General features: G+C 61.0%; 18 protein-coding genes. 6 read left to right on the forward strand and 12 right to left on the reverse strand.

Annotated elements, in window-relative coordinates; translation table 11 throughout:
* Positions 1 to 97: 97 nt before the first annotated feature.
* A complete protein-coding gene (gene waaA, locus V8689_RS27300; RefSeq protein ID WP_056782738.1) occupies positions 98 to 1,375 on the reverse strand; it encodes a lipid IV(A) 3-deoxy-D-manno-octulosonic acid transferase in 1,278 nt (425 codons plus the stop codon).
* 23 nt (positions 1,376 to 1,398) lie between these two features.
* Positions 1,399 to 2,289: a LysR family transcriptional regulator gene (locus tag V8689_RS27305; protein WP_032893879.1), complete on the reverse strand. Its 891-nt coding sequence runs from the start codon at positions 2,287 to 2,289 to the stop codon at positions 1,399 to 1,401.
* Positions 2,290 to 2,490: 201 nt separating this feature from the next.
* Between V8689_RS27305 and V8689_RS27310 the strand changes: the two genes are divergently transcribed.
* From V8689_RS27310 to V8689_RS27325, 4 genes are read left to right on the forward strand one after another with little or no spacing between them, the layout of a single operon-like run.
* Positions 2,491 to 2,826 (forward strand): DMT family transporter, encoded by a 336-nt coding sequence (locus V8689_RS27310; protein WP_003188013.1) that lies wholly within the window; start codon positions 2,491 to 2,493, stop codon positions 2,824 to 2,826.
* Between the two features lie 55 nt (positions 2,827 to 2,881).
* Entirely contained in the window at positions 2,882 to 4,057 is a 1,176-nt protein-coding gene (locus V8689_RS27315; protein ID WP_056782737.1) for an NAD(P)/FAD-dependent oxidoreductase, read from the forward strand.
* Positions 4,054 to 4,866 carry an aldo/keto reductase gene (locus V8689_RS27320; RefSeq protein WP_056782736.1) on the forward strand — a complete coding sequence of 271 codons (813 nt, stop codon included), beginning with the start codon at positions 4,054 to 4,056 and terminating at the stop codon, positions 4,864 to 4,866. Before V8689_RS27315 ends, V8689_RS27320 begins: the two co-directional genes overlap by 4 nt.
* Positions 4,867 to 4,907: 41 nt before the next feature.
* A complete protein-coding gene (locus tag V8689_RS27325) occupies positions 4,908 to 5,876 on the forward strand; it encodes a hypothetical protein (RefSeq protein WP_056782735.1) in 969 nt (322 codons plus the stop codon).
* 69 nt (positions 5,877 to 5,945) lie between these two features.
* On the opposite strand, the gene V8689_RS27330 is transcribed toward V8689_RS27325, so the two are convergent.
* The 3 genes from V8689_RS27330 to msbA form a co-directional block, all read right to left on the reverse strand.
* Entirely contained in the window at positions 5,946 to 6,881 is a 936-nt protein-coding gene (locus V8689_RS27330) for an NAD-dependent epimerase/dehydratase family protein (RefSeq protein WP_056782734.1), read from the reverse strand.
* The gene (gene hldE, locus V8689_RS27335; protein WP_056782890.1) at positions 6,874 to 8,298 is read right to left on the reverse strand and encodes a bifunctional D-glycero-beta-D-manno-heptose-7-phosphate kinase/D-glycero-beta-D-manno-heptose 1-phosphate adenylyltransferase HldE; all 1,425 of its coding nucleotides are present in this window, start codon (positions 8,296 to 8,298) and stop codon (positions 6,874 to 6,876) included. The genes V8689_RS27330 and hldE overlap by 8 nt, the downstream gene beginning before the upstream one ends.
* Positions 8,299 to 8,527: 229 nt before the next feature.
* A complete protein-coding gene (gene msbA, locus V8689_RS27340) occupies positions 8,528 to 10,333 on the reverse strand; it encodes a lipid A export permease/ATP-binding protein MsbA (RefSeq protein ID WP_056782733.1) in 1,806 nt (601 codons plus the stop codon).
* 158 nt (positions 10,334 to 10,491) lie between these two features.
* Here msbA and V8689_RS27345 point away from each other — a divergent pair, with 158 nt between their 5' ends.
* Positions 10,492 to 12,333 carry a bifunctional O-antigen ligase/aminoglycoside phosphotransferase family protein gene (locus V8689_RS27345; protein ID WP_056782732.1) on the forward strand — a complete coding sequence of 614 codons (1,842 nt, stop codon included), beginning with the start codon at positions 10,492 to 10,494 and terminating at the stop codon, positions 12,331 to 12,333.
* 123 nt (positions 12,334 to 12,456) lie between these two features.
* Here V8689_RS27345 and V8689_RS27350 read toward each other — a convergent pair whose 3' ends face one another.
* The 7 genes from V8689_RS27350 to V8689_RS27380 all read right to left on the reverse strand — a co-directional run bounded on the left by V8689_RS27350 (position 12,457) and on the right by V8689_RS27380 (position 19,508).
* On the reverse strand, positions 12,457 to 13,338 hold the full coding sequence (locus V8689_RS27350; RefSeq protein ID WP_056782731.1) for a glycosyltransferase: 882 nt from the start codon (positions 13,336 to 13,338) through the stop codon (positions 12,457 to 12,459).
* Positions 13,335 to 14,483: a glycosyltransferase family 4 protein gene (locus V8689_RS27355; protein ID WP_056782730.1), complete on the reverse strand. Its 1,149-nt coding sequence runs from the start codon at positions 14,481 to 14,483 to the stop codon at positions 13,335 to 13,337. The genes V8689_RS27350 and V8689_RS27355 overlap by 4 nt, the downstream gene beginning before the upstream one ends.
* Before the next feature lie 85 nt (positions 14,484 to 14,568).
* On the reverse strand, positions 14,569 to 15,975 hold the full coding sequence (locus V8689_RS27360; RefSeq protein WP_056782729.1) for a PIG-L family deacetylase: 1,407 nt from the start codon (positions 15,973 to 15,975) through the stop codon (positions 14,569 to 14,571).
* Positions 15,972 to 16,868 (reverse strand): GNAT family N-acetyltransferase, encoded by an 897-nt coding sequence (locus tag V8689_RS27365; protein ID WP_056782728.1) that lies wholly within the window; start codon positions 16,866 to 16,868, stop codon positions 15,972 to 15,974. The genes V8689_RS27360 and V8689_RS27365 overlap by 4 nt, the downstream gene beginning before the upstream one ends.
* Positions 16,869 to 18,626 (reverse strand): carbamoyltransferase family protein, encoded by a 1,758-nt coding sequence (locus tag V8689_RS27370; RefSeq protein WP_014716634.1) that lies wholly within the window; start codon positions 18,624 to 18,626, stop codon positions 16,869 to 16,871.
* A 142-nt stretch (positions 18,627 to 18,768) separates the two neighbouring features.
* Positions 18,769 to 19,125, reverse strand: coding sequence for a YceK/YidQ family lipoprotein (locus V8689_RS27375; protein ID WP_044270881.1), 357 nt, complete (start codon positions 19,123 to 19,125; stop codon positions 18,769 to 18,771).
* Positions 19,126 to 19,181: 56 nt separating this feature from the next.
* Positions 19,182 to 19,508 carry a YceK/YidQ family lipoprotein gene (locus V8689_RS27380; protein WP_056782727.1) on the reverse strand — a complete coding sequence of 109 codons (327 nt, stop codon included), beginning with the start codon at positions 19,506 to 19,508 and terminating at the stop codon, positions 19,182 to 19,184.
* A 189-nt stretch (positions 19,509 to 19,697) separates the two neighbouring features.
* On the opposite strand from V8689_RS27380, the gene V8689_RS27385 reads away from it, so the two are divergent.
* Positions 19,698 to 21,785, forward strand: a complete 2,088-nt coding sequence (locus V8689_RS27385) for a TonB-dependent receptor family protein (RefSeq protein WP_056782726.1) — start codon at positions 19,698 to 19,700, stop codon at positions 21,783 to 21,785.
* The last annotated feature ends 83 nt before the right edge of the window (positions 21,786 to 21,868 follow it).

Here is a 21,868-nt window from a genome sequence, read left to right on the forward strand (position 1 = left end):
GGAGCTGGCTTGCCTGCGATGCAGACACCTTGGTACATCTGGTACACCGAGGTGATGCTATCGCAGGCAAGCCAGCTCCCACATTGGGTTGGTGTTGTCAGCAATTGATCAGTCTGTCCAAACCATCCAACAACCGCTTTAATGCGCCCTGGTTGGCCTGCATCACCTTGAGGCCCGCCTGCGCCATCTTGCGTGCGTCCTGGGGCAATTCGAACAACTGTCGCACCGCCTCGGCCAGCCCATCGGCATCGTCCACCTCTCGCAACGCCCCGGCTTCACGCATCATCGCGGTGATGTCGAGAAAGTTGAAGACATGCGGGCCCATGATCACCGGCTTACCCAGCGCCGCCGGTTCCAGCGGGTTGTGCCCGCCGGTCGGCACCAGGCTGCCGCCGACGAATGCGCTGTCAGCCAGAGCGTAAAGAAACAGCAACTCGCCCATGGTGTCGCCAAGCAGCACCGAGGTTTGCTCGGTGACCGGCTCGCCACTGGAGCGACGTACGGTGACAAAGCCTTGCTGCACGCAGCGCTCAAACGTCGGGCCAAAGCGCTCCTGATGACGGGGTACCAGAATCAGCAGTGCATTGGGATAGTTCGCCAGCAACTGGCGATGAGCTGCCAGCACCACCTCGTCTTCACCTTCGTGGGTACTGGCGGCGATCCAGACCGGACGCTCGCTGGCGCCCCATTGTTCACGCAGGGCGGCGGCGCGGGCCGTCAACTGGGGGTCGATGCTCAGGTCGAACTTGATCGAGCCGGTCACTTCCACGGTTTCAGGGCGTGCGCCCAGGCTGCGGAAACGTTCGGCCTCGGTCTCGGTCTGTACGGCGAACAAGCTCATTTCTGCCAGCATCGGTGCCGTCAGTTTGGCAAACCGCGCGTACCCCTTGGCCGAGCGCGCCGACAACCGTGCATTGGCCAGCGCCACCGGGATACCGCGCTGGGCGCAGGCATGGATATGGTTGGGCCACAGCTCGGTTTCCATGATCACCGCCAGCGTGGGCTGCACGCGGTCGAGAAAACGTTGGGCGGCGCAGGGCAAGTCGTACGGCAAGTAGCAGTGCTGGATGCGCGGTTCGTTGGCGAACAGCGCCTGGATACGCTCGGAACCGGTGGGCGTCATGCAAGTGACGGTAATCGGCAGCTGTGGATAACGCTCCAATAAGCCGCGAATCATCGGAGCGGCGGCAATGCTTTCGCCCACCGACACCGCGTGCACCCAGATCCCACCGGGCCGCATCACCGGCAAGCCATAGGAAAACCGCTCGCCCACCCGCTTGGCATAGGCCGGCGCCTTGCGCGCGCGCAACCACAAGCGTAAGGCCACCAACGGCAGCGCCAGGTAAAACAGACAGCTGTAGAGAGTTCTATTCATGGCGGCGGAGTTTATCGGCTTTTTCAGTCGATCGCCTGCAAGCACTCGGCAAAACGTTTAGCCAAAAAGCGTGCGGCGGGCCCCAAGTGCTCGTCACGGCGCCACACCAGTTCCACCACCAGGGCAGGCGGGGTCCATTCGCTGGCCAATTCGACCATCTGTTGCTGGTAGGTCGGGTATTGCACGATATGCCGCGGCAGCCAGGCCCAGCCCAGGCCACTCATCAGCCATTCGGCCAATACATAGAAGCTGTCGGCGCGCCACACCAGGGGGCTGGCCGCCTCGCTGCCGGGGTAGACGCTGGTCTGGGTCGACATCAGCAACTGCCGAAACTGGGCCAGGTGCTGGCACGTTACGTACTGCTCCTTGGCCAACGGGTGATTCACTCCGCATACCGTGACCATTTCCACACTGCCCACCACCCTTCGCTCCAGGGCTTCGGGAATCTGGTCGTGATAGAACAGCAGCCCCAGGTCTGCCTTGCGCTCCACCAGCTTGCGCGCCACATCGCCCTGGGCCGCGCTGGACAACTGCACCTCCAGCAACGGGTAATGCACCGCCAGCGCCTCCAGGCTGTCGAGTACTGGCTGGAACAACATCGCCTCATCCTGGGCCAGGCGCAGGCAGGCTTCCTCGCCGCGGGTCAACGACAAGGCCCGGCCCGTCAGGCGCTCGCACTGGCGCAGTACCTCACGCGCTTCCTCCAGCAACACACTGCCGGCTTCGGTCAGGCGCGGTTGCCGGCCGCTGCTACGTTCGAACAGGACAACGCCCAAGTCAGCCTCCAGCAGGGCGATACCATTGCTGACCGCCGATTGCGCCTTGCGCTGCCCACGGGCCACGGCAGAAAACGAACGCTGTTCGGCGACGCTGACAAACAGGCGCATCTGCTCCAGATCCCATTGCACGCTCATGGCTCAACCTATCTCCATTTAAGATAGGTAATGACTTTACCCCATCTGGCAGACGACTAGAATGCCGACCACTGTAGGAGCGAGCTTGCTCGCGAAAAACTCACAGGCGCCGCGTGCATTCAGGAAGCGCGGGTTATCGTTGACGTTTTTCGCGAGCAAGCTCGCTCCTACAGTTCTTGAAATCACACCGAGGATTGCCCTATGAATGCCGCCTACTACTACTTGGCCATCGCCATCTGCTCGGAAGTGATCGCCACCGTTTCCATGAAAGCCATCAAAGGCTGGAGCACCCCTATTCCGTTGTTGCTGGTGATCGTCGGTTACGGCGTGGCGTTCTGGATGCTGACGCTGGTGGTGCGCACCGTGCCGGTCGGCGTGGCGTACGCGGTATGGGCCGGGATGGGCATCGTGATGGTCAGCATCGCGGCGCTGTTCATCTACGGGCAGAAGCTGGATGTACCGGCGATGCTGGGGATGGGCCTGATTGTGTTGGGCGTGGTGGTGATTCAGCTGTTCTCGAAAACCGCCGGGCACTGACCGCCACTCAACAGCCTGTATACTGCGCCTCTTGTCTTGAACACTGAGGTCGCCGATGCCATCCGTTATTTCCACCGACGTTCTGATTGTCGGCGCCGGGGTTGCCGGCCTCTGGCTCAATGCGCGCCTGCGCAGCCAGGGGTTTTCCACGGTACTGGTGGAAAACGCCACCTTGGGCGGCGGGCAAAGCCTGAAGTCCCAGGGCATCATTCACGGCGGTGCGAAATACGCCCTGCACGGCGCCCTCACCGGCGCCTCCGAAGCCATTGCCGATATGCCGCGCCGCTGGCGTGAAGCCCTGGCCGGCAACGGCGAGCTGGACCTGTCCGGCGTGCGCGTGCTGTCCCAGGCGCATTACTTGTGGTCGCCTGGCACGATTGCCGGCAACCTCACCAGCTTTTTCGCCAGCAAGGCCGTGCGTGGCCGCGTCGATCAGGTCAAGGGCGACGAACTGCCCCTGGCGCTGCAGAACCCTCGCTTCAAAGGCAAGGTCTATCGCCTGGCCGAGCTGGTGGTGGACGTGCCCAGCCTGATCAACCGCCTGGCGCAATTGGCCGGTGACGGTCTGCTCGCCGGTGTGCACATCGAACCGCTGCTGGACGGTGACACCCTGGCGGGCTTGAAGGTCGATGGCCGTGAGATCCGCGCCCAGCGCATCGTCTTGAGCGCTGGCGGCGGCACGGCGGATTTGCTCGCGGCCCTGGGCCTGAGTCAGCCGGCCATGCAAAAACGCCCGCTGCACATGATCATCGCCAAAGGCCCTGGCCTCAAGCCGCTGTACGCCCATTGCCTGGGCGGCGGCACCAAGCCACGGATCACCGTCACCACCCACCCGGCCGCCGATGGCAACTGGGTGTGGTACATGGGCGGCGATATCGCCGAGGCAGACGGCGTGGCACGTACGCCTGAACAACAGATCGCCACCGCGCAGAAAGAGCTGGCGCAACTGCTGCCCTGGATCGACATGAGCCAGACCCAGTGGGCCACCCTGCGGGTGGATCGCGCCGAGCCGCTGCAATCGGGGCTGAGCCGTCCCGATAACGCGTTCCTTGCCGAAGACGGCCGCCTGCTGGTGGGCTGGCCGACCAAACTGGCCCTGGCGCCGGACTTCGCCGACCGCGTACTCCACGCCCTGGAGCGCGACGGCATCCACCCAGGCGACAATGCCCCTCTGCCCAAGCTGCCAACCCCGGCAATCGGCCAACCCGCCTGGGAGCAACTGTTGCCATGAGCCTGCCAACCCTGCACGACCTGTATCGCCCGCTGGGCAGCACCGGCCTGCTGGTGTCGCCCCTGGGCCTGGGCACCGTCAAGTTGGGCCGCGACCAAGGGGTGAAATACCCCAACGGCTTTCAGATCCCTGGCGACGACGAGGCGCGCATGCTGTTGCGCCAGGCCCGCGAGCTGGGCATCAACCTGATAGACACCGCGCCGGCCTATGGCATGAGCGAAGAGCGCCTGGGGCCGCTGCTGCGTGATCAGCGCAAGGACTGGGTGATCGTCAGCAAGGTGGGCGAAGAGTTTGCCAACGGCGTGTCCCATCACGATTTCAGCGCGGCCCATACGCGGATGTCGATCGAACGCAGCCTGAAACGACTTGAAACGGATTTTATCGACCTGGTGCTGGTGCATTCCGATGGCAACGACTTGCATATCCTCAACGATTGCGAGGTTTACCAGACCCTGGCGCAGTTGAAGAAAGACGGCAAGATTCGTGGTTTCGGCTTCTCCGGCAAAACCGTCGAAGGCGGCGTGAAAGCACTGGAGCAGGGCGATTGCGCGATGGTCACCTACAACCTCAATGAACAGGCCGAGAAGGCCGTGATCGACTATGCCGCCGCCCACGGCAAGGGCATCCTGGTGAAAAAGGCCCTGGCCAGCGGCCACGTGTGCCTGGAACCGGGAATGGATCCAATTCAGGCCAGTTTCACCTTGTTGTTTGCGCAAACGGGCGTCGCCAGTGCTATTGTCGGGACCATTAATCCGCTGCACCTGGCCCATAACGTAGCAACTGCTGCCCGGGTCATTCGTCAACTCTGATGCCGCCCACGCGGCCGACCCCGTCGCAAGAAGGAGCCGACATGCCGCGAACGCTCATAAGAAAGAACCCCAGCAACTTCAAGACACTGCCGCTGCACGTCGAAGCCACCCCCGAAGGCCTGAGCTACCAGAGCGTCGGCATGCCGCTCAACTTCGCCCAGACCCTGCAACGGCGCAAGCCGGTCGAGGTACCAGATGCCGAACGCTTCGCCCTGGAACTGGCGAACCTCGGCGTCTCGGTACGCCTGACCCTGCACTGGCAAAACAAGGACTACTGGGTGCTGGTGCGCCAACGCCGCCAGGACCGTGGCGACGTGGTGCTCAAGCTGATCTCCGGCTACGTCCCGGCCCATGAACTGAACCTGCCGCTGCACACCGCCATCCAGGAAATCGCCGAAGAGTGCCTGCTCGAAACCCCCGAAGGCTGGCTGGGCGGGCGCTTCAACGACACCTGGCTGCCGGCACCCTACTCCGCGGCCCTGCATTACCGCGAGGCGCTGCCGTTTCGCCTCAGCCCATTGTCCGGCGCCGCGCGCCCGGTGCGCTGCGCCACCATGCAACTGATCGAGCGCCCACGGGCCTACGTGCACCTGCCGACCGCCTCGCTGCAATTGATTTATGACCTGCGTCTGGAAGTGCCGAAGGAAGCCAAGTCCCTCAGTTTGTTTCATGTGGATGAGCGTTTAGAGGGCGACCAACTGGTGGCCCGCCTGGATCGCCAACGCCCGGACCTGTACTTGATGCCGCTCAAAGATGGCGAACCGCTTGCGGAGCTATATACCGTCAAGAAGGATCAGTTATACCCGGCCAGCACACGCGGTCTGTACCTGGCGGAAAGCTTTGCCCAGCAAGAGGGCTGGCTGGTACGCGATGAGCGCATTCGTTGGAAGGATTGGCTCAGACAGCAAGGCCTGGCAGAGCCGGAAAAAGACTCCAAGCTCAAGCGCTTGACCGGCAAGGCGCGGCAGATGCTGCGCAAGATCGTGCCCAAGAAAAAAGTCAGAAGCTGATGCGTTAACCCTTTCATTGAGGCGCGAGGCGGACGGTTTTGTCCACCTCGACTCATGCAGGTCCAGCAGTCAGCCGTTCAACAGCTGCTCCAGCCCCACTTTCAACGGGGTAGGCTCGGGCGGCGTGAAACTGGCCAATAACCTTTGGTTGTTCGCCCTGGAATGCCGAATATCGCCAGAGCGCGCCAGTTCATACGTCACAGCAGGAAGCGAGCCGAGGGCCTCTTCCAACGCCCGCAGAACCTGCCTTAGGGTGGTGGTACGGTTCCAACCGACGTTAATAGCACCCAAGGGTGCATCTGGCACCTCAACGGCCTGTACCAGCACATCAACCAAATCTCCCACATACATGAAATCGCGGGTCTGCTCACCATCGCCGAACACGGCGATAGGCAAGCCGCGCTGAGCACGCTCGCTAAAGATGCTGATCACGCCAGAGTACGGCGATGACGGATCCTGACGGGGTCCGAAAATATTGAAGAAGCGGAAAATCACCGGTTCCAGGCCATGCTGGCGACGGTAGAAATCAAAATAATATTCGCCAGCCAACTTGTCTGACGCATAGGGCGTCAATGGAGCTTTAGCCGTCTCCTCGTCAATCGAAGCACCTTCACCATTGTTGCCATATACAGCTGCACTGGAGGCATATACCACACGCTTCACGCCAGCCTTGCGCATAGCCTCGCAGAGATTCAAGGTGCCGACGAAATTGCTCTGATGAGTGCCGACGGGATCATCCACCGATGCTTGAACCGAGGCTACCGCCGCCAAGTGCACCACCGCCGTCATACCAACAACGGCTCGCGCCACCTCTTCAGCATTGGCGACGTCACCTTCAAGTAATTCGAATCGCTCGTTATCAAGCGGCAAATTGCTTCGCTTACCGGTGGAAAGGTTATCCAGCACACGGACCCAATAGCCTCCAGCAAGTAGCGCATCGACCAAATGCGAGCCGATGAACCCAGCCCCGCCAGTGATCAGAATCCATTTTTTAGTATCAATCATTATTACGGATCTTCTCCACGATTGCGGTGGTTGAACTGTTTTCCACCAGACCCAACACTTTGACCGTGCCGCCATACGCACTGACGATGTCCGCACCGACCACCTGGTCGACGGTGTAGTCACCACCCTTGACCAGCACATCGGGCTTGACCTGGGCCAACAGGTTTTCCGGGGTGCCTTCGGAAAAGCTGATCACCCAGTCCACCGCGCCCAGACCCGCGAGGACCGCCATGCGCCGGTCAACACTGTTGATCGGGCGGCCAGGACCTTTCAAGCGGCTGACCGAAGCGTCATCGTTGACCGCAACGATCAAGCGATCGCCTTGGGCGCTTGCCTGCTCCAGGTACGTCACATGCCCGGCGTGCAGGATGTCAAAGCAACCGTTGGTGAACACAATGCTTTCGTTGTGAGCCCGGGCATCGTCAATAGCCAGCAGCAACTGCTCCAGGCCTAGCACACCGCGCTCCGAGCCTTCCGAGCGCTGAATCGCGCGGCGCAACTCCGGCGCACTGATGGCGGCGGTACCCAGCTTGCCCACCACAATGCCCGCCGCGAGGTTGGCCAGGGCCACGGCGTGGGGCAGCTCTTCACCGGCGGCAATGGAGGCTGCCAGGGTAGAAATCACGGTATCACCGGCGCCGGTGACGTCGAACACTTCACGGGCACGCGCCGGCAGGTGCATCGCCGGGTGGCCCGGACGCAACAGGGTCATGCCGTGCTCGCCACGGGTCACCAGCAAAGCGCCCAAGTCAAGATCGGCCATCAATGCCGCGCCCTTGCTCACCAACTCGTGCTCATCGGCACACCCGCCGACAATGGTCTCGAACTCACTGAGGTTGGGCGTAAGCAGGCTGGCGCCTCGGTAAACCGAGAAGTCCTTGCCCTTGGGATCGGCCAGCACCGGGATGTTGCGAGCCTTGGCGGCCTGGATCAACACCTGGTGATTCTGCAAGGCGCCTTTGCCGTAGTCGGACAACACCAGCACCTTGATACCTTCGAGCAGTGCCTCGACCTGGTCGCCAAGGGCCAGAGCGTCGGTGGCGAAGGGTTCTTCGAAATCGATACGCAGCAACTGCTGGTGACGGCTCATGACCCGCAGCTTGACGATCGTCGGCTGATGGGCAATGCGCTGGAACAACGCACGCACGCCAGCGCCCTGCAGGCTGTTGGCCAGACTTTCGGCCGCTTCGTCGTCACCGGTCACCCCCACCAGGGAAGCCGGGGCGCCGAGCGCGGCAATATTGAGCGCGACGTTGGCAGCGCCACCTGGGCGGTCTTCGATTTGCTCGACCTTGACGACCGGCACCGGAGCCTCAGGGGAAATCCGTGAGGTACCACCATGCCAGTAACGGTCGAGCATGACATCGCCGACCACCAAGACAGCGGCTTGATTGAATCGCGGCATGGACAACTTCATGGAGCAACCCACATACAAAATGAACAGGGGCGCGATATTAGCACAGGGTTTGCGATGGCTTGCGACCACCGCAGGGCAAATGTAGGAGGGGATTTACTCTCTGTAGGAGCGAGCTTGCTCGCGAAAAACTCACAGACGCCGCGTTTATTCAGGAAGCGCGGTTTATCGTTGAGGTTTTTCGCGAGCGAGCTCGCGCCTACATTTCTTTTACACCGTGATGCCTGTTGGATCAGGTGATATCAGCCTGCACCGGTGCATCCAGACCCATGGCATGCAGGCGGGCGTAATAGCCGTTCTGCGCCAACAACTCGCCATGGGTACCGCGCTCGACAATCCGCCCGTCGTCCATCACCAGGATCAGGTCAGCCTTCTCGATGGTGGACAAACGGTGCGCGATCACCAGGGTTGTGCGGCCTTGCATGACCTTATCGAGCGCCGCCTGGATATGCCGCTCGGACTCGGTATCGAGGGCCGAGGTGGCCTCGTCGAGGATCAGCAACGGCGCATTCTTGAGCAACGCACGCGCAATCGCCAAACGCTGACGCTGGCCGCCGGACAACAACACACCGTTCTCGCCAACCTGAGTATCGAAGCCCTTGGGCAACTGATCGATGAAGTCCTTGGCGTTGGCATCCGCCGCCGCCGCCTCAACGTCGGCACGAGGCGCGCCGGACAGGTCGCCGTAGGCGATGTTGTTGGTCACGGTGTCGCTGAACAGGGTCACATGCTGGGTGACCTGGGCAATGTGTTTGCGCAGGTTGAGCAACTTGTAGTCTTCAATCTCGATGCCATCGAGCAGGATTTCACCGCTTTCATGATGGTAAAAGCGCGGGATCAGGCTGGCCAGGGTCGACTTGCCACTGCCCGAACGCCCCACCAGCGCAATCATCTGCCCAGGCTCGGCGGTGAAGCTGATGTCCTTGAGCACATGGCGATCGGTGCCAGGGTAGGTGAAGTTCAGGTGACGCACTTCCAGGCGACCGCTGACCTTGTCGCGCTCGAGAGTACCGTGGTCGACCTCAACGTCTTCGTCCAGTTGTTCGAAGATGCTTTCGGCGCCCGCCACGCCTTTCTGGATGGTCGAGCTGACCTCCGAGAGTTGGCGGATCGGCTTGGGCAACAAGCCCGCCAGAGTGATGTAGGCCACCATGTCACCCGCCGAGGCGTCGCCACGCAGGTACAGCACCAGGAACATCAGCACGGCCATGGCGGAGTAGATCACCAATTGCAGCGCCGGGGTGTAGATCGCCCCGGTGCGAGTCATGCGCAGTTGCTTGTTAGTGTTGCTCTGGCTGGCCTTGAAAAAGCGCTTCTGTTCGTAGACTTCGCCGCCGAAGCTGCGCACCACGCGGTAGCCCTGGATGGTCTCCGAGGCCACGTGGGTCACGTCGCCCATGGCCACCTGGATCTTCTTGCTCTGCTTACGGAATTTCTTGCTGGCAGTACTGACCATCACGGCAATCAACGGCAGGATCGCGATCATCACCAACGTGAGGCGCCAGTTCATGTACAGCAAGGAAGCGAACAGGAAGATCACCGTCATGCCTTCGCGGATCACCACCTTGATAGCATCGGTCGCGGCCCCCGTGACCATGGTCACGTTGAAGGTGATGCGGGAAATCAGATGCCCGGAGTTGTGGTTATCGAAGTAGCGGTTGGGCAGCGTCAGCAGGTTGTTGAACAGTTGCACCCGCAAGTCGTGGACCAGACCCAGGGAGACCTTGGCCAACAGGTAGTTGCCCAGGAACGAACCAAGGCCCTGCCAGGCCGCGATCAGGATGATCAGCAGCGGCACTGCCTGCAGCAATTGCAGGTCGCGCAAAAAGGGCACGGTCGGGAACAGCACAGCTTCCGGATTGGAGAGACCGTCGACAAAGTACTTGAGGATGTAACCCAGCATCGGTTGGGTCGACGCGAAAATCAGAAATCCAAGGATACTCAACGCGAACAAGCCCATATAGGGCTTAACGTAACTGAGCAGGCGGAAGTATATTTTCAAGCTCGAAGGGCTTGCGCTCGGACTGGAGTCGGTCATATCACGCGGCGTTTTGAAAAAGGAGGCTGACTTTAGCACAGCTTCTCTGTTGTACTTGCACCCGGCGTAAGCCGCGGCCCGGTTGGATCCTACCGGCGACATTACTTAGCCACTAGCTTAAGATGGTTGGCTTTCTATTTCTGGAATGGCTCTACTGTATGCACTCCAAGCGCCTTATCTATGGCTCAAATCGCGTTTTCGACTTCCTGGTCCTGTGGATTTTACCTGTTGGCTTGTTGCTGCTCCTAAGTGCACTGTTCTTCGTCGGCAATCGCAATGTACTGCATCGGATCGTATACATCCTGTTCAGCGTACCGACCTTGTTTCTGCTGCTCATGCGTCCCCGGGAACTCAAGGATCTGTTAAGGGAGCCCCTGGCTATTGCGTTTCTATCCTTCTCCGTTTGGGCTCTGACCAGCCTGCTCTGGAGCCCTGAGCCCAGTTCCGATACCGACCTGTTCAAGCGGCCGCTGAACACCTTCATGCTGTTTGGTGGCTGTGGCCTCCTGCTGCATTATCGCAATGAGCTGTTCAAGCCTATCTTCTTTAGCGCTGCTATCATTGCGCTGGTGGTGAGTCTGGGTAACGTTGTGGCGTTTGCAAAAGTCTTTCAGCCCGGCATGCGCATGATCGGTGGCCTTGGCGCCCTAGATAACCCGCTGCTCAGCTCGCACCTTTTTGGCTTTTTCACTGTGTATTGGCTGTACGTCTGCATGACCACCCAGCGCCTGAAGGTGTTGTGGTTCAGCGTACCAGCGCTGGCAATCATGACTGCGGCCGTGCTGGCAACCGGCTCACGTACGCCTTTGGTGGCGTTGACGCTGTCCATCCTGTGGATGAGTTTTGTCAGCCGCAACCGTCGCTCGGCTTTACTTCTCAGCGGCATGGTCCTGGGTGCTGCCGCGCTCCTGTTGCTATACCCCGAATCGATTACTGAACGAGGCAGCTCATTCCGCCTGGAACTGTGGAGCATGTCGTTGCGGCTTATCTCCGAACATCCGTGGCTCGGTCATAGTTACGACTCCGAGCTGTTTCTGACTCTGCCAGATGGAGACCAACTGCGCGAACCTCACAGCTTTGCCCTCGGGGTGCTCTACTACGTCGGTATCATTGGTTTTATCCCGTGGATATTCATGCTCGGTTGGGGCCTGTACAAAGGCCTGAAGGAACGCGCCCAGCCGCTGTTCATCCTGGCTTCGTCACTGCTGGCCTACGGCATCGGTGCGGGCCTGACCGAGGGCGGCGGCATTCTGTCGCGCCCTAAGGAGCATTGGTTCCTGCTGTGGATCCCCCTGGCAATTATCACCGGTCTGAGCCTCGCCCAGCGCCATCGCAGCCTGCTGCGCATGCCGGTGCAGAACCTCAAGCCTGCCGCGTTTGAACAGCTGTGCAGTAACGCCCATGTGATTGAAGCCGATGGCCTGGGGCCCAAAGTCCTGCGCCTGGAGGACGGCAGCTTCCTCAAGCTGTTCCGCCCACGCCGCTGGTACACCTCCGGCAGCTTCAACCCGTACTCCGAGCGCTTTGCCAGCAACAGCGAGCAATTGCGCACCCTGGGCATTCCTACGCCGCACATCCTCGGGCTCTACCGCCTGAGCGACGCCAGCAGCGCAGTGCGCTACACGCCGTTGCCCGGCCTGACGTTGCGCCAAGCGCTGCAAAGTCTGGACAGCAGCCTGCGTGAATCACTGGTGGAGCGCTTTGGCCGGTTCATGGCGCAACTGCACGAGCGCGGCGTGTACTTCCGTTCGCTGCACTTGGGTAACGTGTTGTTGATGGACGATGGTGAATTCGCCCTGATCGACGTGGCTGACCTGCGCATCTACCCGTCTTCGCTGCGTCACGCCCTGCGCCAACGTAACCTGCGCCACATGCAGCGTTATCCCCAGGACCGCAACTGGCTGTTCGAAACGCATTTCGAACAACTGGTCAAGGGTTACGCCTCGGTGGCAAGCCCAGCCGCCACCGCGAAAATCCGCGAGCAAGTCCAAAGCCTGTAAACACCCTCTGTAGGAGCGAGCTTGCTCGCGAAAAACTCACCGGCACCGCGTTTATTCAGGAAACACGCGTTATCGTTGAGGTTCTTCGCGAGCAAGCTCGCTCCTACAGGGTGTGGTGGCGGTTCAGTGTTTGAGCGGTGCCAGATACAACCGCACCAGCCCACGCAAGGTCTTGCGCCCCCAGAACTTCAACGGGATCTGCTTGAGAATTTCCCGCGCCAACGGGCGGTCGCGGTCGGCGGTCTTGAGGAACATCGAGTTCAGGAAGTTGTAGCGCACCGCGTCATAAGCCGGGTGCTCGCTGAACTTGGCGTAGGTCTTGAGGATGTTCTGGATCATGTAGCGGTGGTTCTTGTACGTGTTGCTGGCGTGCTGGCGATACTTGGCCATCACCACGTCAAGGGCGTCGATGGTGTAGCCCGCCGCAGTAATCTTCAGCTGGATCAGCAGGTCTTCCAGAGGAATCTGCGGATCGAAACCACCGACCTCCTCCAGCACTTCCCGACGAATCAGCATGGTCGGCGCCGGCGGGAACGGCTTGCGGTCCAGGAACAGGTCGTCGAAATCCAGACGGCGAAACGGCACATCGCGACGCTGTTTCTTCTCCGGGTGCAGGTTGCCGTCGCCGTCGATCAGTTCGATATTGCCGGCACACATGCCCACCTTTGGCTTGCCGTCCATATACGCCACCTGAGTGGCGATACGGTCCGGCAACATGATGTCATCCGAACCGAACGGTGCGATCAGGCTGCCCTTGGCGCGAGCAATCGCACCGTTCAAGGTGGCGCTGAGCCCTTGGTTCTGCTGCACCTGGAAATCAAAGCCGTGCTCGGCCTGCAAACGCTGGATGCGTTCGACGCTGTCATCCTTGGAGCCGTCGTCGACCACCAACAGCTCGATATTGGGGTAGGTCTGCCCTAGCACACTGAGGATGCTTTGCTCGATGTACTGGCCATGGTTGTAGGAAGCGATGATCACCGAGACCAGGGGTTGTGGCTGATTCATGCTCTACCTACTTCACGCAAACCGGTTTCAATCAGGGTCAGGTACTTGTGCTTGAACTCGTCGAGGGTGTGGTTGGCCTCCAGATAGCGGAACACCTCTTCACCCTTGGCACGTAATTGTTCATCGCTCAGCGCCAGGTAAGTGTCCAGGGCTGCAGCCAGTTGTTCGACGTTGCCCGGGTCGTGGGACAAGCCGCCCGCGCCCTGCACCAGCGGCAGCATCGCCGGGCCGTTGGAGGCAATCACCGGCAGATGGCCGCTCATGCCTTCCAGCAAGGCCAGGCCCAGGCCTTCGAACAGCGACGGCATCGTCCAGATATCGAAGCCGCGCACGTACTTCATGCCGTCTTCGCGAAAGCCCAGCAAGTGCGCACGGCCGGTCAGGCCCAGGCGCCCGATGTCGGCGCGCAGGTCGGCTTCGGCACGGCCGGAACCAATGATGCCCACCTGCGCCTCAGGGTATTTGTCCTTGAGCGTGGCGAAGGCTTGCAGCAGATGGGTATGGCCTTTGATCGGTACCAAGCGCCCCAATGCCCCGATCATCCGTGCATCCATGGGCAGGCCCAGGGCCTTGCGCGCGTCCTCGCGGGACAGCTGCAAAGCCTCTGCCTGGGGAATGTCGATCGCGTTGGTGACGTAGGTGGTGTTCTCACGGGTGAAGCCGCAATTGAGGTCTACCAGGTAGTCCTTGACCGCTTCGGACACACCGACAAAGCGCCACGCCGGGCTGACCCAGCGCTGGGTCTGACGCCGACGGTAACCACGGGCGTACTCGCCAAAGCCGTGGGAGATGCCGATGCACAGCGGAATCTTCAACCAGCGGTTGAGCGACAGCATCATGTTCACCGACTTGAAGCGGTTACAGATGACCACGTCGAACTTCTGCTCGCGGCAGTACTTGTAGATCTGCCACATGGCGCCAAAGCGAAGGCCCTTGAGGGACTTCTCCGGCAGCTCGAAATAATGCGAGTGCTCGGCCACGCTCAGGGGCTGGCCGGGCAGCGGGCGCCCGCTGAGAAATCCGGAGGTCACCTCAAAGCGCTCAGCCGGCAGGGATTTGACGATTTGCTCACCCAAGTCCGCGAAGTCATGGGTCTTGACGTTGTAGTCCGGCTGTAACTGCAAAACCTTGAAACGAGGCTTCATAACTCTCCATGCAGCGATCTGGCTACGGGCACGCAGCCCGGTAAAAAGGGCGACAGGCGCATACCGGCCTGCCTTCAATCGGCTCTCAGTCCTGCTTCAGGACCCACAACAGCTCGTGACGGCGCACGGCCTTGCGAAAGAATTCGTTCTCGCCATAGGGCGACGGCCTACGGCCCGCCAGCAGTTGCTGCAACCACCTACGCACTCGACGCTTGAACGGCGCTGGCGGCTGCAGGTCGTGCATCATGCCCAGGGCCATGGCCTTGTCCTGCTGCTGGCTCAAGGCGAGGGCGAAACTGCACGGCACCAGCTCCACAGCGCTATCGAAACGCGGCGGCAACGCCACGCCAGCGCCGGAATCGCCCATGGGCCAACGGTCGTTATCATGCAGGTGATTGGCGTAGCCGAGCAATGTGTCGGGCTGCCACGCCAGCCCCTGCAAGGCTTCCAGCACTGCCGCGTGGGCGCAGATATGGTCGGCGTGGGGGTCCAGCAACGGCGTGGGCAGGACGATGACCTGGGGCCGCGCCTTGAGCAGCAGCGCCCGCAGGTCGGCGATCAGGTTGTGCCAGGTCGGCGCGCCATCAGCATCGCCAGGCAGGGCAAAACCATTGAACTGGCGAAACAGCCGCGTATCGGCCAAATCCGCTTCGCGGGAGGCTTGCGGCTGATCCGGCGCCGCTTGCATGGCTTGCAACTGCATGCAGAAGTAGCCCAACTGCACGCATTGCGCCTCGGGTACGCCCGCCCAGCGCGGCACCGCGACGCTGTCCCAGGCGCGCAAACGGCCCTTGAGGCGCGCAGCTTCAGCCTTGGGCAGGCCCATATGCTGATAATGCTCGGCTTCGATTTCACCAGCCGTCAGCGTGACGATCCAACTTTCAGTCGCCTGGCTGTAAAGGCTGAACGCAGCCAGTTCGGCATCGTCGGCATGGGGCGCGATCACCATCACACGTTGCTGGCGATAGTCCGGCTGGCGAAAGCGCCACAGCGTCGGCTGCCCCTTGATCCGGCAAAAACGCCCGCGCAATTGGAGGTTGCCCGCGGCCAAGGCTTCGGCGGCGCCGGTCAGGTTCAGATAACGCCGCCCCGCCACGCCGCGTTCGAAGGCTTGCCGGTCTGGAGTTTCCAGGCCCAACAGGTCCACCGCAGGGTCGAAGAAACGCCCCAGCCAGGTACTTTTCAACTCAACGCCGACGATCAGGGTTTCATCCGCCGCCAACGGCGCATCCAGCAGCAACCGGCCCGCCTCCAGGCGCAAGCCGGGCTGCTCGCTGCCGGCCGGGAACGCGTACTCATAGCTGTCTTTGGGCGAGTAAAACAGGTGATCGGCAAACCAGGCCTCATGGGCGGCCCACAGCAGCACCGCAAGGATCAGCGGCAACCACCAGGCCACCAATACGCCAGTCGCGACCAACACCAACACGCCGATCAACAGCGCAATACGCTTGTTACGCCGATGACGCTTGAGCAGTTGCTGTTTACGGCTCATACACTGAACACCGGCACCGGGTTGCACCAGCGCTCCTTGTATTCGCGGTCGGAACGCCCGAAGGAGAAGCGCAGCGACTTGTTCGCCGCCCGCGCCTGTTCCCAGGCACTTTGGGTATTGAGAAAACTCAGCACGCTGCCAGGGCTGAAGGCGCGGGTTTCAGGGTCGACGCCGCCGTTGACATACTCGGCGCTGAACCACTCGTTGGACTGCACCTGATACACCAATTGCACTGCAATCGGCGCGTCGTTCAGAAACAGCACCGAGCCGAACAGGAACTCCTTGAGCAATTCCAGCACCTCGGCCAGACGCGCCGCGCCCGCCGCCGGGAAGCCCCAACGGCGCTGGAACAGATCGCAATAAATCGCCGCCAGTTCTACGCTCGAGAACTCACTGACCGCCCGTACCACGCCGCCCGCCTCTTCCAGCAGGCGCAGTTCACGCCGCTGGTTGTAGCGAAACTTCTTCGACAGGTCTTCAGGAGTGCGCGCCATGGCCAACTGCTCGGCCTGGGGCTTGAGGGTGCTCACGCGCCCCTCGTTCACCGCCGAGAGGTAGCGCGCACGATGCCGCAACGGCACCTGCGCATCGGCAGCAATCGGCAGGATGATCTCGGCATTGCCCAGGTCAAACAGGCCTTTTTTGCCGCTGCGCTTGAGTACGTCCTTGGACAGCGCCAGGTCGCGCCCCCAGGTGGCGATCGCCCCCTTGAGTTCACCACCTTGCTCCCAGCCCAGGTAGCGCACGGGTATCTGCGCCAGGCCGGCCAGGCGTTCGATCACCTGGGGATGGGTCGCCACGCTGCCGCCGTAACGCTGCCAGGCCTGGGCGTAAACCTCGGCCTCGACAGGCGCCCAGCCACGTTCACGCCAGCCCTGGAAGCGGTTCAGCATTTAAACCACGGCGTCATAAGGGTCTACGCCGTCCTTGACCACGAGGATGTCTTCCATGATCAGGTACTGCAGGTCCGAACCGAAGAACATGTTCAGCGCGTCGGTCGGCGAGCAGATCATCGCTTCGCCACGACGGTTGAGCGAGGTGTTCAGGGACACGCCGTTGCCGGTCAGCACTTCCAGCTCTTTCATCATGTCGTAGTAGCGCGGGTTGTATTCGCGCTTGAGCACCTGGGCGCGGGAAGTACCGTCTTCGTGCACCACTTCCGGTACGCGGGTCTTCCACTCTTCGGCAACTTCAAAGGTGAAGGTCATGAACGGCGCCGGGTGATCGACCTTGATCATCTGCGGGGCCACGGTGTCGAGCATCGACGGGCAGAATGGCCTCCAGCGCTCGCGGAACTTGATCTGGTGGTTGATGCGATCTGCAACGCCGGTCGCACTTGGGCAACCAATGATCGAACGACCGCCCAACGCACGCGGGCCAAACTCCATGCGGCCCTGGAACCAGGCCACCGGGTTGCCGTCGACCATGATCTTGGCAATGCGCTTAGGCATGTTCTCGATCTTGCGCCAGTTCGGCTTGCTCTCGTGCTTGGCGCACGCGGCAATCACGTCTTCGTTGCTGTAGGACGGGCCGAGGTAAACGTGCTCCATCTTCTCGACCGGTACGCCACGGGCGTGGGACACATAGGCAGCCGCGCCAACAGCGGTACCGGCATCGCCGGAGGCCGGTTGCACGAACAGTTCTTTGACGTCGTCACGGGCAATGATTTTCTGGTTCAGCTTGACGTTCAGCGCACAGCCGCCGGCGAAGGCCAGCTTGCCGGTGTCCTTGAGGATGTCGCCCAGGTAATGGTCGATCATCTGCAAGGCCAGCTTTTCGAACAGCGCCTGCATGCTGGCCGCGTAGTGGATGTACGGCTCGTCGGCGATGTCGCCTTCGCGTTTCGGCCCCAGCCACTCGATCAGTTTTGGCGAGAAGTAGAAACCCTTGCCCTTCTCTTTGTAGCGGCGCAGGCCGATGACGTTGGCGTAGTCGGTGTTGATCACCAACTCGCCGTTCTCAAAGGAGGCCAGGCGCGAGAAGTCGTATTTGCTGGCGTCGCCGTACGGCGCCATGCCCATGACCTTGAACTCACCGTCGAGCATCTCGAAACCGAGGAACTCGGTGATTGCGCCGTACAGGCCGCCGAGGGAATCCGGATCGTAGAATTCCTTGATCTTGTGGATCTTGCCGTTTTCGCCGTAGCCGAAGAAGGTGGTGGCGTACTCGCCCTTGCCATCGATGCCCAGGATCGCGGTTTTTTCCTGGAAGCCCGAGCAGTGGTAGGCGCTGGAGGCGTGAGCCAGGTGGTGTTCAACCGGTTCGATCTTGATTTTCTTCGGATCGAAGCCCAGTTGCTCCAGGCACCAGACGATCTTGTTGCGATAGCGCTTGTAGCGACGGTTGCCCATCAGGATCGCGTCGAGGGCGCGGTCCGGGGCGTACCAGTAACGCTTGGCGTAGTGCCAGCGCGCCTCGCCGAACAGGCTGATCGGGGCAAACGGGATCGCCACCACATCAACGTCCGAAGGCTTGATGCCGGCCTGTTCCAGGCAGAACTTCGCCGACTCGTAGGGCATGCGGTTCTTTGCATGTTTGTCGCGTACGAAGCGCTCTTCTTCGGCGGCCGCAATCAGCTTGCCGTCGATATACAGGGCTGCGGAAGGATCATGGCTAAGGGCGCCGGACAGGCCAAGAATCGTCAATGCCACTGGGGTCTAGCCTCTTTTAGTCTGCATGCAGGCGCATCGCGCCTGAAAAAAGTGTGCCTCCCGCCCGGGCGGGAAACAGCTAAAGGGCGGGATTATAGCTTAAAAGCAGTGGGAAGCTGTTAGCGGCAAGCGCCGAGAGGGGCTAGCGGAAGATCTCGATGCTGCCGTCCTTGTTCTGGCGGTAGATCGTATAAGGCAGCATCAGGGTGTCCATGACACCAGAGGCGACAAATTCAATTGCGATGATCGGAAAGGCATTGCCTTGGCGATCCAGCAGGCTTTGGTCCTTCAGGCTTTTGTCCGGTGCAGGCTCGCCATTGAGGGTACAAAAACCGTAAATCACCCCACTGTAGATACGCGGCACGTTTTCGCAGTGGCTGCGTGACTCCTTGAGGTTCTGGCTGGCCACGGCATCCGGACGAAAGACGGTATTGATCGTTCCGCAGCCGGAGGCCAATAACAAGGTTGAAACCAGCAGGATTCTGAAACCACGACTCACGGACAACTCCTTTCGCCCAGTCGATGAGCTGGGCAGGTGCTTTTATACCCACAGGCTTATGAACGGCCCGGACGCCAATAGATGCTGATATTGCCGTCGGCCGATTGTCGATAAATCGTATAGGGCAAAACCACCGTATCGGCAACCGCGGATACCGCAATATCTACGAGCACGAAGGGTATGAGGAACCCGGTGGGGTCCGGGGCCGCGTGCAGCATGCAGAAATCAAAGGCCACGCCGCTGTAAGCGCGGGGAATGGATTGGCAATAGGTTTTTGCGAGCCTGAGCTCACGCGCCGTGTCGCCCTCTTTGCGCATGACGCTATTAACAGTTCCACAGCCGCTTAATAACAGCGCAGCGACACTTACACTCAGTGCAGCCATTATTTTTCTTGTCATATCCTAGCCTCGCAAACGGTCAGCCACGCTAGCACCGAGAGATTGGCTCATTCACCCGAGAGACGCCGCCGCATTGCGTAGGAAAAATCCGAAATGGTAAAACCTACCTGACTGTTTAAACTTGCGCACTTTTTGCGCGCCTTCGCTATGCGTGCCCAAGACTCTGGCTGCCTCATGAAAAAAATGCACGCTCGTTTTCCCCTCTTGCTGCCTGGCCTGCTGGCCTTGAGCAGCACCGTGCAGGGCGATGATTCGCCACTGACCCTCGCCCCCACCGTCGTCAGCGGTTCGCGCAGCGCTAGCCCAACGTTCGACTTGCCCTATTCCGTGGATGGCATCAGCCGCGAGCAGATCAGTGACGGCCAACTCGGCATTAACGCCTCCGAAGCCCTGTCCCGCGTACCCGGCCTGGTGGTGCAGAACCGCCAGAACTACGCGCAGGACCTGCAGATTTCTTCCCGCGGCTTCGGCGCCCGTTCGGCATTTGGCGTGCGCGGCATCAAGCTGATCGCCGACGGCATCCCCGCCAGTACCCCGGATGGCCAGGGCCAGGCCGCCACCTTCAACCTCGACACCGCCGAGCGCATCGAAGTGCTGCGCGGCCCGGCGGCGACGCTGTATGGCAGCAACGCCGGCGGCGTGATCCAGATGTTCTCCCGCGACGGCGAAGGCCCGCCGCGTATCGGCGCCGAAACCCTGGTGGGCAGCGACGGCCTGAACAAAAACCACCTGAGCGCCGAGGGCGCGGCGAATGGCGCCGGGTTTGTGCTCGACGCCTCGCGCATGGACACCAACGGCTACCGCGATCACAGCAGCGCGCGCCGCGACCAGACCTTCGCCAAGCTCAATTTCGAGCCGGATGACGACAGCAAGCTGGCGCTGATCTACAGCAGCCTGGAGCAGAACGGTACGCAGGATCCACTGGGGCAGACATGGGCGGCATACAAGGCCGATCCGCGTTCGGTGAGCGCCAATGCGCTGAACTACAACACGCGCAAAAGTATCGATCATCAGCAATTGGGGATGAATTACGAGCGGTATTTGGGTGGCGCGACCTTGCAGATCAATGCCTATACCGGGCGCCGTAGTGTGATTCAGTACCTGTCGATCCCCAAGGGCACGCCCGCCAACGAACGCGGCGGTGGCGTGGTGCAATTTGACCGTAAGTTCTACGGCGCCAGCGTACGCTGGATGCAGCCCATCGAAAGCGCGCCTGGCGAGCTGATGATCATCACCGGCCTGGACTTCGACCAAAGCGAAGACAGCCGCCATGGCTATCAGAACTACAGCGGCAACACCCTCGGCGTGAAAGGCCAACTACGCCGCGACGAAATCGACACGGCTCGCAGCCTCGACCCGTATATCCAAGCCAACTGGGCCCTCGACCGCTGGACCCTGCAAGCCGGCGTACGCCACAGCACGATGCAGATGGACGTTGACGATCAGTTCCTCAGCAATGGCGACGCCAGCGGCAACAAGACCTACCAGAAAAACACACCTTCGATGAGCGTGATGTATGCGTTCACACCCGACCTGCACGGCTACATCAGCGCAGGCAAAGGCTTTGAAACCCCGACCCAGGCCGAGCTGGCCTATGCACCAGGCAACATCGAGGGTTTCAACTTCGGCTTGAAGCCGTCTGAAAGTACGCAATATGAAATGGGTGTGAAAGCGCAACTGAACAACACGCGGATCAACGCCGCCGTTTTCCAGATCACCACCGAGGACGAACTGGTGGTGCAGCAATCCATCGGTGGCCGTACCAGCTACCAGAACGCCGGTCGCACATTGCGCCGCGGCTTCGAACTGGGTGTTGAAAGCCAACTGAGCGACCACTGGAGCACCAGCTTGGCCTACACCCGCTTGCACGCCACCTACGACAGCGATTTTGCCAGCGGCGCCAACATTATCGACAAAGGCAACTACCTCCCCGGCGTGCCACAAACCACCCTGTTCGCCGAACTGAACTGGAAACCACGGGACTGGGTCAGCACCGCCATCGAAGGCCTGTACCGCAGCAAAGTCTACGTAGAAGACACCAACCAGCAACATGCCGCACCGGCCTACAGCGTTTTCAACTGGCGCGCACGGTTTGAGCAGAAGGTCGAGCACTGGACCTTTCACCAGACCTTGCGCCTGGATAATTTGCTGGATCGCCAGTACGTGGGGTCGGTAATTGTGGGCGACGGCAATGGTCGCTATTACGAAGCCGCGCCGGGGCGCTCGTGGTATGCAGGCGCCGGGGCGCAGTACCAGTTCTGAATGCGGCGCCTGGACGGGCGCCATCGCGGGCAAGCCCGCTCCCACATTTTGACCGCGTTCACAGATCAAGTGTGGGAGCGGGC

This window comes from Pseudomonas sp. AK181 (genome assembly GCF_051122975.1).
Lineage (GTDB): Bacteria > Pseudomonadota > Gammaproteobacteria > Pseudomonadales > Pseudomonadaceae > Aquipseudomonas > Aquipseudomonas lactis.